The organism is Idiomarina sp. OT37-5b (assembly GCF_002968395.1).
In the GTDB taxonomy this organism is placed as follows: Bacteria; Pseudomonadota; Gammaproteobacteria; order Enterobacterales; family Alteromonadaceae; genus Idiomarina; species Idiomarina aquatica.
This window is the reverse complement of record NZ_CP027188.1, coordinates 1,494,317-1,507,844: the sequence shown is the minus strand read 5'-3', so window position 1 is coordinate 1,507,844 and position 13,528 is coordinate 1,494,317. Positions and strand designations below refer to the sequence as shown.

Here is a 13,528-nt window from a genome sequence, read left to right as displayed (position 1 = left end):
AATAAAAAAGGGCCGACATCTTTGGATGTCGGCCCTTTTTAATGGGCGCTACCCCCAGGGAAAAGGCAGCGCCTTAGTGCTTGTTGTCTTAGAAGGTGTAACGTGCACCTAATGCATAGCGAGGACCGTACTGACGAGCAAACAGGAATTGCTCTTCATAACGACCGTAGCCTTGCTCGGTTTCGTTGTTCAGGTTGATACCTTCAAAGAACACTGTCAGTTGTTCGGTTACGTCGTAGTTAACGCTCAGATCCCACTGGCCAAAGGCACGCGCGTATTGCGGTGGTGCATCAGAAGAGCCCTGCGCTTGACCGACACCCAATAAGTAGCTGTCACGCCACGCGTAAGTCGCCCGTACAGACCAACCATAGTTTTCATAGAATAACTGCAGGTTGGCCGAGTCACTGAGACCGACCAGCGGTGCCTGTTGCTCGAGGCTTTCATTGTTAAAACCAACGTCGCCATCAACTACGGTGGCGTTTGCGCCAAAACCAAAGCCAGATTCACCAAATAGGTGTTGTACGGCAACTTCAAAACCATCAACTGACTTTTCCCGAGTGTTGGTTGGTTGGCTGATGTTCCAGACCATCAGCGGATCATCGGCATTCGGCTCGATTACACCGTTTTCGTTGCCATGACCATTGGCCAGCATCTGTTCAAAGATAGCCGTTGAAGTCGCTTGTTCACCACGCGCCTCAATATCAGCAATCGCTTGTTGGTAGCGCGGACCTTCGAAAATGTCACGCAGACCTTCTATGGTGGTCTCAGTAATGGTGTCCTGAATGTAGTTATCGACTTTCTTCTTGAAGTAGCCAATGGACGCGTAACTGCCTTCGCCATAGTAATATTCAAGCGATAAGTCGAAGTTCAGTGACTCAAACGGCAATAGGTTAGGGTTACCATTGCTGCCGCTGCGAGCCCCCGGTTTAGGACTTCCGCTCAGGCTACGAGCTCCTGCCAGTTTGCCAAGCGGCGCACGGGCGATGGTTTTACCGGTAGAGAAACGGCCGACCAGGTCTTCCGTCAAGTCCATCTTTACATCGAACATCGGCAGGAATACGTCGTGCTCACCCGTCTGTGTTAACAGCCGTGGTTCACCACCCTCGTATTGCATGATCCATTCGGATGGGCTGGTCCAGTTAACTTGCTGTTCAACCAATTGGCGAACCACACTGGTGACATCGGTCTGCTCGTAACGAACGCCAAAATTCACCTGTGTAAAGAAGCCGGCAAGGTCAAACTCCCACTGGGATTGAATAAACGCCGCGTCGGTGGTTTCGTTCAAGCCGGTCAGGCCATCCAATGAGCCCGGTGGCAAACCGACAATAAAGGCATTATCACCATCGGTGATGAAGTTTGCCTGACGAGCCAGCGCTTCTGCGATGTCGTAGGTGTAGTAATAGTTTTGCGCTAAATCACTACCGCCGCCGACAAACTCATCCAAAAAGCCGTCAGTGGTGTGATATTCGAACATACCGTCCGGGAAAATGTGCGTATAGCTTGGGTTAAAGCCCGGACCACCAACCAAACCACTCCAATAGCTGGCGCCTTGCATATCTTGGTCGGTACGGCTCAAACCACCTTTAATCGATACCAGCGGAATGCTCCAGGCAGAGTTGTACCAGGTGGCTTCCACTTGGTATTGCTTGATGTTGGTTTCGCCTGGGTTACGCAAAAACTGGCTGAAGTTAGAGTCGATTTCGCCTGGTGCCAGCACATTGGTACCGTTGTTCCAAAGCACGCTTGCCTGCGGGATTTCGCCAGTACGATAATCGTAGATTTTGGTGCGCAACTGATCCGAACCAAGAATGATTTGGCCGGTTGAGTTAATGCCCTTATCGGCGCCATTGTCAATTTTGTTACTGGAGTCGTGTACGTCAACCCAAAGGTTTAAGTCGGGGGTAAGATCCCAACTCAGGTTAAGACCGATAGAGTCGGCTTCGATTTCCGTGGTGTCCCAGTTCGCGGTAAACGAGGCATCGTTACCGGCGATATCGGCATACACCGCGGTACCGTTTTCATCCAGAATGTAAGAATTGATGTTGCCACCAAACTCATTCCAGATACCCCAGCCGTAACCCACTCGACCCGAGGTACGGCGCGATCCCGTGTAATCTGCGGTCAATACCATGCTGTCAGTCGGCGCGAATTGCAGCGTCAACTGGCCATTAGTACGTTCGTTCTGAACATCGGTAAAACCATAGTTCATGTCTTTCGGGAAGAAGTGGTTGCCAATGCGCTCGCCGTCTTCACCGATAGGGCGGGGGTCGGTAAACTCACCCTCTTCAAGATCGGGCAAGCCGACGTTCGCCTGCCAGCCCTGGATGTTGGCATACTGTTGTTGGAAGTCACGACGGTGCTGAGACAATGACAGAGCCACGCCAAACATATCATCAGCAAAGGTGTCACTGTAAATCGCCGCCAACTCAGGGGTTACTGAGTCGCCGGTGTCAACGGAACTGTCGTGCAGGGCTTTGCCCATGACCACAAACTGACCTTCTGACTGCTGGAAAGGCCGAGTCGTTACGATATTCACGGTCGCTCCCAGGCCACCGGTTGGCATCGCTGCGCGCGCAGTTTTATAAACTTCCAGCGCGGTGACGTTTTCGGAGGACAATGCCTCCATGTTGTACGAGCGCGAGTAACCGGTGGATGGCATTTGTCGGCCGTTCAGGGTTACCAGGTTAAACTCGGGGCCAAAACCACGCACGGTGATTTGGCTGCCTTCACCGTCGTTACGGCTGATCGATACACCGGTAATACGCTGCAGCGATTCCGCTAGGTTGGTATCCGGGAATTTACCCATTTCTTCAGCGGAAATGCCGTCAACAACGCCAGAGGACTGGCGTTTAAAGGCCGTAGAACGCGACAAACTGCCGCGTATACCCTGAACGTTGATGACTTCCATCGCATTTTGTTCACGTTCCTGCAGTTGTTGCTCTGTTTGTGCGGTTTCTGCAGATTCTGCCGCCTGCTCTTGTGCAAACGTAGGAAAGATCAGACCGGCACTCAGTACGACTGAGACGGCTGCCGCGACTGGGCTTTTGCTAAACATAAGTGGTTTTTTCATTATCTTGTCCATTTCTGTTTGTCGTACCGATTAAAAGTTTTCGATGCTCAGGTTATCAACTTGATACACAGCGCCTGATGATTGACCCCAGGTTGGGAAAATCATGATCACGCTGATGTCGCTGATATCCAGACCGGCATCGAATAACGACTGCAGGGTAAAGTTGTAGGTTGCCCATTCACCAGCAACGGGCTCTTCGCCATAGTTACCGGATGATAACGGCACCTCCACCGCTGTCGCTGCACCAGACGATTCGACTTTTACTAACCACTGCGCGTCAGCACCGCTGGGTTGATCGACGACACGCATATCAAAACTGATGGCGCCGTTGGCGAGCAATGCCGATGCATCAAAGGTGGCGCCGTCATTGGCGAGGAAGCCTAACACAGTTTCCGGAGAGCCGAGAATTTCGAACTGGGCAACGTTGTTGTAGGGCGCTTCGGCTTCAACAACTTGTGGCGTTGAACCGGCACAGCAGTCCCACAGTGTCCAGTCTGCGTTCACTTCTTCGTCAAAGATGGTGATTTCATCAGAACCTGCGCTCGGATCGTAAATGCGCGCTTCATCAACACGGAATACCGCGCCTTCGCCGGTACCCCAGGCAGGGAACATCATGATTACGTCGATGGCTGACACATCCAGTCCTTCGTCCGCCAGTTGTTGCAGCGGGAAGGTGTAAGTTTGCCATTCGCCGGTGGTGGGTGCCTGACCGCCATTACCGCTGGCCAGCTCAACTTCGGCGAAGGTTTCAGCGCCGTTCGACTCAACCTTAAACATCCATACTGAGTTTGGATCATTCGGGCTGGAAACCACTTTCATATCAAATTGGATAACACCCTCGACGAGCAGCGCCGATGCATCAAACTGAATGCCTGAACCATCCGCTGGCTTAAAGCCGACTACCGTTGGAGTGGCACCAATCTCAAATTCGCCAACAACACCGCGTTCTTCATCCACGACCTCTTGTGGCGTGGTTCCACCACAGCAGTCCCACAGTGGCCAGTCCGGATTTTGCTGGTCGTCGAACAGCACCAGTTCCGGTGATTCAGCTTCCGGTGAAGTGATTTCAACGTTGGTCATCAGGTACTCAGCACCTGCGCCCAACCCCCAGGACGGGAATACCATGAACGCATCAATGGCCGATGGCTCGAGGCCGGCATCAACCAGTTGTTGCAGTGGGAAGGTATAGGTCTGCCATTCACCAACGACCGGAGCAACGCCCTCGGCGCTCTCGGTAATCGGCAATTCAGCAAAGGTTGCGGCGCGGTCACTTTCAACCTTGAACAACCAGCTTGCGGAACCGTCGCTGGGCGCAGAAGTTACCTTCATGTCAAAGCTGATGCTACCTGACTCGATCATGCCGCTAGCGTCAAAGGGTTGCGGCTGTCCGTTTTCGTCCGTGATGAACTCTTCACGGGAAATAAAACCGTTTACCGTCGGCGTGTCGTTAACCACAAACTGATAGACCTGACCCTTATCGGCATCGTCAATCAGCGCTGGGGTAGAACCACCACAGCAATCCCACGCCGGCCAATTTGGATTCGGTGTGCCATCAAAAATGGTCAGGTTTTCTACGGTAGTGGAGGGTGGAGAAGGGATAGGAGCTTTACCGGTAACGAGGGTTTCTTCGTCGTCATAGCCAGCACGGAGGGTTTCACAGCCTTTGCCGGTATCCGGGTTTTGATTACACTGGTAGACATTAATGTAATCAATTTCTAACGTCTGGCCTTCAGCGAAAGCGCTTTCATTAATACCCAGGTTATTGGTATTTTCCGGCCAGTCGCCGCCGACCGCTAAGTTCATGATCACATAAAAACGCTGATCATAGGGAGCAGGGCCATAGTCCACTTTTAATTCACCGGTGGACTGATCGTAATACTCCGTAAACCAGCCTTGGTGGTTCAGACCAATGGCTTCACCCTTGCTGTTATAACGAACCTGAGAGTCGCGTTGTGTTTGATACAAATAGCCATCGACATACCAACGAATTTCGCCTTCTTGCCACTCGATCGCATAGGTATGGAAATCGTCGGCTGGGTTTACGCCGTCAGGCAGTTGATAAGCTTTGCCAGAAGAGGCGTTGTTAGGCCAGTCCCGACCATAGTGCAGGGTACCGTGTACGTTGTTTTCAACGTTGCCTTCTTCGTCAACGGTTTTTAGGTTAACCGCTTCGACAATATCGATTTCACCGGATTTCGGCCAACCGCCGTAAACAGAATCTGTCGGCATCATCCAAACCGCCGGCCAGGAGCCTTGTCCTTCCGGCAGTTTAGCACGCACTTCAATGCGACCGTATTTGAAGTCGCCTTTGTTCTTGCTGTTCAAGCGCGCCGAAGTGTAAGGCAAATTGCCTTCCGCATCTTCGCCGGCAGGCAACGCGACAATTTTTAGCGTACCATCCGAGACATAAGCGTTTTCCGACGAGTCGGTGTAACACTGCTGTTCGTTGTTTCCGCCGCCCTGGCAGTTGACTTCAAAGTTCCATTTGTTTTCGTCAATGGCATTGCCTTCGAAGTCATCACTCCAGACCAGCTCCCACTCATCGACCGGGGCGGTTGTATCAATTTGCGTATACTGCGTGTTTGTTTCAACACTGTCGCCACCACAGCCGGCTAGACCAAGCGCTACAAAAGCGAGCGCCAGTGGGGTGCGTGTTAGATTTGTTGGCTTCATAACTGAATTCCTGGTTAGTCATTCTTGTTCTTGTTTAGTGATGCTTTGTGCGTTTTTTAAACATTTAATGTAAGCGCTTTCACAAAATAGAACAAGAAAATAACATCGTCAATCAATGCAGCCAAATTATTGCAAAAAGATTGCATCAAATTATTTACGACTGATGCCGATCAAGTACCTCGCATTGTCCAGCATGCGTTGGCTAAAGCCCCATTCGTTATCGTACCAGGCCATGACTTTTACCAAGCGACCATTAACACGGGTCTGTTTAACATCAAAAACACTGGAATAGGGTGAGTGGTTAAAGTCACTGGAAACCAGTGGTAATTCATTGATGCTTAGCACCTCAGATAATGGACTTTGTGCGGCAGCCTGACGGATGATGTCATTCACTTCGTCGACACTGGTGTCGCGACCGGCGATAAAACTTAAATCAACCAGTGACACATTCGGTGTTGGTACGCGTACGGCCAGCCCGTCAAATTTACCGGCAAGTTCCGGGATCACCAGGCCAATGGCAGCGGCTGCGCCGGTTTTCGACGGAATCATAGACTGTGCTGCGGCGCGGGCGCGTTGCAGATCGCTGTGGTAGGCGTCCAGCAAACACTGATCATTGGTGTAGGCGTGCACAGTGGTCATCAGCGCATTGTCGATGCCGAGAGCTTGGTTCAGGGGTTTTGCGATTGGTGCCAGACAGTTGGTGGTGCAAGAGGCGTTCGAGATAATGCGCATATCAGCGGTCATATCCTGATGGTTCACACCGTAAACAAACAATCCGTCGACGTCTTTTGCCGGAGCTGAAATCAATACCTTTTTGGCACCCGCTGTGAGGTGTTTTTCGGCACCGGCGCGGTTGGTAAACAACCCGGTACATTCCAAAACCACATCAATGTCCAGCTGTTGCCATGGTAATTGTGCCGGATCACGCTCCGAGAAAACGCGCACTTGATGTTGATTAATCGATAGGCTGTCGTCGGTCGCACTGATGTCAGCAGCAAATTGACCGTGTACGGTGTCGAACTTCAGCAGGTGAGCGAGGGTTTTCGGATCACCCAGGTCGTTAATGGCAACCAATTCGAACTGATCCTGTAAACCACCTTCAAAAATGGCACGGGCAATATTTTTACCAATACGGCCAAAACCATTAATCGCAACTTTAATTGTCATGGGATGTCCTTACTTATTTGTTATTTGATGGATTGGCTGGGTAGCGCGAATCTTTCAAGCCAGCCTTAACTCGAGCTAAACGTTGTTTCATATCGTCGCCGTGAGCCAGGGCGAAACCGGCAACGATGGCATCGATGAGCACCATTTGGGCGATACGGGATGCCATTGGCATGTAGTGATCAGTGTCTTCCGGAACCTCAGTGCTGACGACGATATGACAGAATTTAGCCAGCGGACTGTCTTTGGCGGTGATGCCGATCACTGTCGCGCCATTTTCATGCGCAAGTTGCGCAATCTCGCACAACATCTTGGTGCGTCCGGTATGACTAAAGCAAAGCACCACATCACCGGGCAGGCTGTTAATCGCGGCGACCTTTTGTACCAAATGGTCATCGGAATAAATGGCCGGTGTTGTGAAGCGGGCAAATTTGTTCTGGGCATCATGGGCGACCGATGCCGATGCGCCATAACCGAAAAAGGAGATTTTGCGCGCCTCGACCAGGCAATTTATGGTGGCCTCTACTGCGTCGCGGTCTATTTTTTCGCGGGCTGTGGCCAATGCTGATTGTGTGGCCGCAAAAATTTTATCGGTGACGTCGGCCACCGAATCGTCGTCATTGATCTGTGAGTTGACGTAAGAGGTGCCTTTAGCGAGTTGCTGAGCCAACTGCAACTTAAAGTCAGGGAAACCTTTGCAGCCAATGCGGCGGCAGAACCGATTGATGGTCGGCTCACTGACGGCGGCGGTCTGTGCCAGGGTCGCTGTCGAGGTATGAATGATGGCCTCGGGATCATTCAGTACCACCTGAGCGACTTTGTATTCATTTTTGCTTAAATCCGGTAGGCGTTCACGCACCGTTTGCACTATGTTCATGGACACAATTCCTGAAATACGATTTGTAATTTAATTACATTAATGTTTGCCATCCTAACGCAAAAGTTGCTAAAGTGTGAATAGAAATGTAGTAAAATTACAAAAAAGCCATAGCCCGAGTGGATAAACCAATGACAAAAGACTGCCCAAAGTGTTGTGACATGGTGCTTTTTGGTGCGTTAGGCGACCTCGCCCGACGCAAACTGATACCTGCACTCTATCAACTGGAGAAAGCGGGACTGATCGCGGCTGACAGTCGTATTGTTGGCGTAGCCCGCGAATCGTTCGAAGCCTCAAAAGTTAATCAGAAGGTTGAGGATATCGTACGGCAGTTTGTTGCTGCCGATGCCATTGAAACCGATAGTTTGGCGCGCTTTTGTAAACGCTTTCATTTTGTCGCGCTGGATTTTACCGATACCGAAAGTTATCAGAATCTGGCTACTGTACTGAATACGCAGGCCGCAACTGAGCAAAAACGCCAGCGGATTTACTACCTGGCGACACCGCCGGCACTGTATTCCGCAATTTGTGCCGGGCTGAGTGAGGTCGGCCTGAACGCCGAACCCGCACGTATCATCCTGGAAAAACCCATTGGTCATAACCTTGCCTCGTCAAAGGAAATCAACGAGCACGTGGGTGCGCACTTTAACGAGTCACAAATCTATCGTATTGATCATTATCTGGGTAAGGAAACGGTACTCAACCTACTTGCACTGCGCTTTGCCAACTCACTGTTTTCCAATAACTGGGATCACAATGCGGTGGATCACGTGCAGATCACGGCGGCAGAGCAAGTTGGTGTTGAAGGGCGCTGGAGTTACTACGACGACGCCGGTCAGCTACGGGACATGGTGCAAAATCACTTATTGCAGGTGTTGTCATTAATTGCGATGGAGCCACCGTCGCGACTGGATGCGGAGAGCATTCGTGACGAGAAGTTAAAGGTGCTGAAATCGCTGCGACCGATTAACCACAGCAACAGTCAACAGTTAACGGTGCGTGGTCAGTACACCAGCGGCTTTGCCGGTGACAAAAAGGTACCGGGTTATTTAGACGAGCCGAACGCGCGCGAGAACAGCAGTACCGAAACCTTTGTCGCGTTAAAGGCTCATATCGATAACTGGCGTTGGGCGGGGGTACCGTTTTATTTACGTACCGGAAAGCGAATGCCGGAAAAGCGAAGTGAAGTCGTGATCACCTTCAAAAAACAGCCGCACAATATTTTCCACGAAACCTTGCCGGATCTTCCCCCGAACAAATTGATCATTCGCTTGCAGCCCGACGAAGGCGTTGAGGTGCAAATGCTGAATAAGATCCCGGGTTTGGGTAAACGCATGCAACTTAAGGCGACCACGCTCGACTTAAGTTTTGACGAGACCTTTAAAAAGAAACGTATTGCCGACGCTTATGAACGACTGCTGCTAGAAGTTATGCACGGCAACCAGTACCTGTTTGTGCATCGCCAGGAAGTCGAACACGCATGGGATTGGGTCGATAGCATCATCGCCGCCTGGGAAACTACGGAAGCAACGCCGAAGCCGTATCCGGCTGGTAGCTGGGGGCCAGTGGCAGCGGTATCTTTATTAGCACAAGACGGCAGAGAATGGGATGAATAACGAGGATATGTCTGTGAAAACTTTTGAGAGCAACGAGCAACTGTCTGAAACCCTCTGTAAGCAGGTGAGCCGCCAGTTGAGCGACGCCATTGCCGAGCGGGGTCATGCGTATTTAGTGGTTTCCGGCGGTAATACACCCAAACCATTATTTCAGCGTCTGTCGCATACTGACATTGACTGGAAGCATGTCACGGTTTTGCTGGCTGACGAACGCTGGGTATTGCCCGACTCGAACGACAGTAACGACAAACTGATCAAAACCGTATTGTTAAAGAATAAAGCCGCCAAGGCCAATTACATCACTTTATTCACCGGCCATGAGCAAGCTGAAAATGCTGCGCCGGTGCTGTCAAAACAGTTGGCAGAGCTGCCACGGTTTGACGTAGTCATTTTGGGCATGGGCGATGATGGACATACGGCCTCGTTGTTTCCGGACTGCGCTGAACTGGAACAGGGGCTGCACACGGATGAAGCCGTTATCGCAACGCACCCAACCCGTGCGCCCTATGCCCGTGTCAGCCTGACCAAATCGCGACTGCTCAACAGTCAGCATATTTATGTACACTTCTGCGGTGAGAAAAAACTGCAGGTGTTTAAACAAATTGAAGCAAACCAACAGCCGGCGTTGCCGTTAGGGGAATTTGTACAGCAACAGGCTGTCCCTACGGAAGTTTATTACAGCGCTGCTTAGGAGGTTATGATGAACCCAACGGTTGAAGCCGTAACGCAACGAATCGAACAGCGCAGTGCCGCGACGCGCCGTGACTATCTGGCGCGCATGGCTGCCGCGCGCAAAAAAGGGCCGCACCGCGGAGCCTTGTCTTGCGGTAACCTGGCCCACGGCTTTGCCGCGTGTGGCAAAGAGGAAAAACAGGAACTGCGCAGTCTGATCAAAGCCAATATCGGCATTGTTACTGCGTATAACGACATGTTATCGGCGCACCAGCCGTACCACGATTACCCGGATAAAATTAAGCAAGCGATTCGAGAGGTTGGCAGCGTTGCGCAAGTGGCCGGCGGCGTGCCGGCAATGTGTGACGGTGTGACTCAGGGCCAACCCGGCATGGATTTAAGCCTGCTCAGCCGTGATGTCATTGCCATGGCCAGTGCCGTGAGTTTGTCACATAACATGTTCGACGGCGGCCTGATGCTGGGGATCTGTGACAAAATCGTACCGGGCTTGTTGATTTCGGCGTTGAGTTTTGGTCATCTGCCGTTTATTTTCGTTCCGGCAGGGCCGATGCCGTCCGGTATTCCTAACAAAGAAAAAGCGCGCATTCGCGAACTTTACGCCGAAGGCAAAGTGGGTAAAGATCAGTTGTTGGACGCAGAAGCGGCGTCATATCACAGTGCCGGTACCTGCACCTTCTATGGCACGGCGAACTCTAACCAGTTAGTGGTCGAATTAATGGGGCTGCACCTGCCGGGCTCATCCTTTGTCAATCCGGGCAGTGAACTGCGCGAGCAACTGACTCGCGCGGCCGCACAACATGTAACACGTATTACGGATCTGGGCAGTGATTATCGCCCAATCAGCGAAATCGTGACCGCAAAAAGTCTGGTCAATGGCATCGTCGGCTTGCTGGCAACCGGCGGCTCAACCAATCACACCATGCACATCATTGCCATCGCCCGAGCTGCCGGCTATTTGATTAACTGGAGTGACTTCGAGGAATTGTCCTCGGTAACACCGATGTTGACGCGTATTTATCCGAACGGGCAGGCTGACATCAACTATTTCCAGCGTGCGGGTGGTATGGCATTTCTTACTCGCGAACTGCGCGATGCCGGGTTGTTACACAACGACGTTGAAACGGTTGTAGGTCGTGGTCTTGATATGTACACCAAACGACCGACCTTGGACGATGACGGGAAATTAACCTGGGTAGAAGTGGGTCAGGAGTCGCTCGATGACGACGTGCTTCGGCCTTGTAGCCGACCGTTCAGTGATCACGGCGGCCTCAAAGTGCTGGACGGCAATTTAGGCCGCGCGGTGATCAAAACCTCATCCTTGCCGGAAGACATTGAGCCGGTAACGGCACCGGCGGTGGTGTTTACCGACCAGCATGATCTCGATGCGGCGTTTAAAGCGGGCAAACTCGATAAGGACTGTGTGGTCGTGGTGAAGTATCAGGGACCTAAAGCCATCGGCATGCCTGAACTGCATAAACTGACGCCGCCACTGAGCGTCCTGCAACAGCGTGGCTATAAAGTGGCGCTGGTTACGGATGGACGTATGTCCGGTGCATCGGGTAAAGTGCCTGCGGCCATTCACGTTACCCCGGAAGCGGTCGACGGTGGGCTTATCGCGAAAGTACGCGACGGTGATAGAGTGAAGGTGGACTTCCTTACCGGCGAACTGTCGTTATTAGTCGATGAGCAGGAATTGGCACAACGTGAACCAGAAAGTATTGATTTAAGCGACAGCCATTTTGGCATGGGACGCGAACTTTTTGGTAACCTACGCGCCAGTTTCAGCGGTGCAGAACAGGGCGCCAGTGTCTTATTTAAGGAAGATTCAGAATATGGTGAGCAGTGAACATACGCCTCCAAGCGAGGGCTTTGCGGTAGTAGCGGATATCGGTGGTACCAACGCCCGCTTTGGACGCATTTGTTTAAGTACCTTTGAGATGGACCGGATTCAGGTATTCCCTTGTGCGGAATACCTGAACCTGACCGATGCGATGATCGCCTACCGCGAGCAGCAACAAGTGGCGTTGGAGCATGTAGCCATTGCCATCGCCTGTCCGGCTGAAGGCGATGCGATTCAGATGACCAATCATCACTGGCAATTTTCGGTTGAGGGCACCAAACGCGCACTGGGGTTGAAAAGCTTTATTGTGTTAAATGATTTTGCGGCCGCCGCCATGAGCCTGGTGACGCTGGATAAAAGCGAGCAGAAAAAAATTGGTGGCGGTGCTAAGCAGGACGATGCGCCGAAAGCGGTTTTGGGTGCTGGTACCGGGCTGGGTGTCGGGCATTTGATCACACTCCCCGGTGGCGATGTAATGCCATTACCGGGCGAGGGTGGGCATGCCGACTGGGCACCGATTAACGATAAAGAATGGGCAATATACGAGTTTCTGTCGCGTCGTTTTGACGGTCGGGTATCGGCGGAGCGGGTGTTGTCCGGGCCAGGGCTGGAGAATCTGTACCAGGCCATTGCGGCGTATCACGACCGCGCGGTTCCGCCGTTGCGGGCAAAAACCATTGGCGCTCGTGCACTCAGTGCCTGTGACGCGATTGCTGTCGAGGCGGTCGAGCAATTTTTTGCCAGTTTAGGCAGCTTTGCCGGCAATCTTGCACTGACGCTGAATACCCGCGGTGGCGTTTACATCGCTGGTGGTGTGGTGCCTAAGTTGTTGCCATTGATGGCGGCGTCTGAGTTTCGTGCGCGATTTGAACAAAAAGGGCGGTTCTGTAACCTCGCCGAGTCCATCCCATGTTATGTGATTACCGCAGAGCATGCCGGTATGCGCGGTGTTGCGCAGTATTTAAAACAACGCTTACAGCAACGTCAAAAATCATAGGAAAGTAAAACAGATGACATTAACGGCTAAAGATATTTTTGCGCGCGCAACCATCATTCCAGTGATGACCGTGGACAACGTGGAGAGTGCGGTAGAGCTTGGCCGCAAGCTTTACAAACAGGGCTTTGAAGTGCTCGAGGTAACGTTGCGGACGTCGGCGGCAATTCATGCCATCGAAGAAATGCGTCGCGAATTGCCTCACGCGCTGGTGGGGGCCGGCACGGTGCTTAACGACGAGCAACTGCAATCGGTGATTGCCGCCGGCGCGCAATTTGCGATTAGCCCAGGGGCTACTGATGCCTTGCTAAAAGCAGGAGCTACTGCAGACATCCCATTGATCCCGGGCGTGGCGACGGTGTCCGAGGCTATGAACGGTATGCAGTATGGCTACACAGAATTCAAGTTGTTCCCGGCCGAAGCCGTTGGCGGTGTTAAATTGCTAAAGGCTATCAGCGCACCGCTCGCAGACATCACTTTCTGCCCCACCGGTGGCATCAACGAAGCCAACTATAAAGACTACCTCGCGTTGCCGAACGTAGCCTGCGTCGGCGGCAGCTGGATCATCTGACACTGCGTGCGCCGAAGGCGCACGCTACAA

9 protein-coding genes are annotated in these 13,528 nt (G+C 52.1%); 5 read left to right on the top strand and 4 right to left on the bottom strand.

The features are described from left to right. Positions 1-88: 88 nt before the first annotated feature. The 4 genes from C5610_RS07010 to hexR form a co-directional block, all read right to left on the bottom strand. The gene (locus C5610_RS07010) at positions 89-3,070 is read right to left on the bottom strand and encodes a TonB-dependent receptor (protein WP_105306551.1); all 2,982 of its coding nucleotides are present in this window, start codon (positions 3,068-3,070) and stop codon (positions 89-91) included. Positions 3,071-3,100: 30 nt separating this feature from the next. After that, positions 3,101-5,743 (bottom strand): glycoside hydrolase family 16 protein, encoded by a 2,643-nt coding sequence (locus C5610_RS07005; protein ID WP_105306550.1) that lies wholly within the window; start codon positions 5,741-5,743, stop codon positions 3,101-3,103. Between the two features lie 150 nt (positions 5,744-5,893). Further along, positions 5,894-6,910 carry a type I glyceraldehyde-3-phosphate dehydrogenase gene (gap, locus tag C5610_RS07000; protein WP_105306549.1) on the bottom strand — a complete coding sequence of 339 codons (1,017 nt, stop codon included), beginning with the start codon at positions 6,908-6,910 and terminating at the stop codon, positions 5,894-5,896. 13 nt (positions 6,911-6,923) lie between these two features. Then, on the bottom strand, positions 6,924-7,784 hold the full coding sequence (gene hexR, locus C5610_RS06995) for a transcriptional regulator HexR (protein WP_105306548.1): 861 nt from the start codon (positions 7,782-7,784) through the stop codon (positions 6,924-6,926). 161 nt (positions 7,785-7,945) lie between these two features. Here hexR and zwf point away from each other — a divergent pair, with 161 nt between their 5' ends. The 5 genes from zwf to eda are packed head-to-tail and all read left to right on the top strand — an operon-like array spanning position 7,946 to position 13,498. After that, a complete protein-coding gene (zwf, locus tag C5610_RS06990; protein ID WP_262339795.1) occupies positions 7,946-9,400 on the top strand; it encodes a glucose-6-phosphate dehydrogenase in 1,455 nt (484 codons plus the stop codon). 13 nt (positions 9,401-9,413) lie between these two features. After that, entirely contained in the window at positions 9,414-10,091 is a 678-nt protein-coding gene (gene pgl / locus C5610_RS06985) for a 6-phosphogluconolactonase (protein ID WP_158682672.1), read from the top strand. A 9-nt stretch (positions 10,092-10,100) separates the two neighbouring features. Continuing rightward, on the top strand, positions 10,101-11,939 hold the full coding sequence (gene edd / locus C5610_RS06980) for a phosphogluconate dehydratase (protein ID WP_105306545.1): 1,839 nt from the start codon (positions 10,101-10,103) through the stop codon (positions 11,937-11,939). After that, entirely contained in the window at positions 11,926-12,930 is a 1,005-nt protein-coding gene (gene glk / locus C5610_RS06975; RefSeq protein ID WP_105306544.1) for a glucokinase, read from the top strand. The genes edd and glk overlap by 14 nt, the downstream gene beginning before the upstream one ends. A 13-nt stretch (positions 12,931-12,943) precedes the next feature. Continuing rightward, positions 12,944-13,498, top strand: a complete 555-nt coding sequence (eda, locus tag C5610_RS06970; RefSeq protein ID WP_105306543.1) for a bifunctional 4-hydroxy-2-oxoglutarate aldolase/2-dehydro-3-deoxy-phosphogluconate aldolase — start codon at positions 12,944-12,946, stop codon at positions 13,496-13,498. The last annotated feature ends 30 nt before the right edge of the window (positions 13,499-13,528 follow it).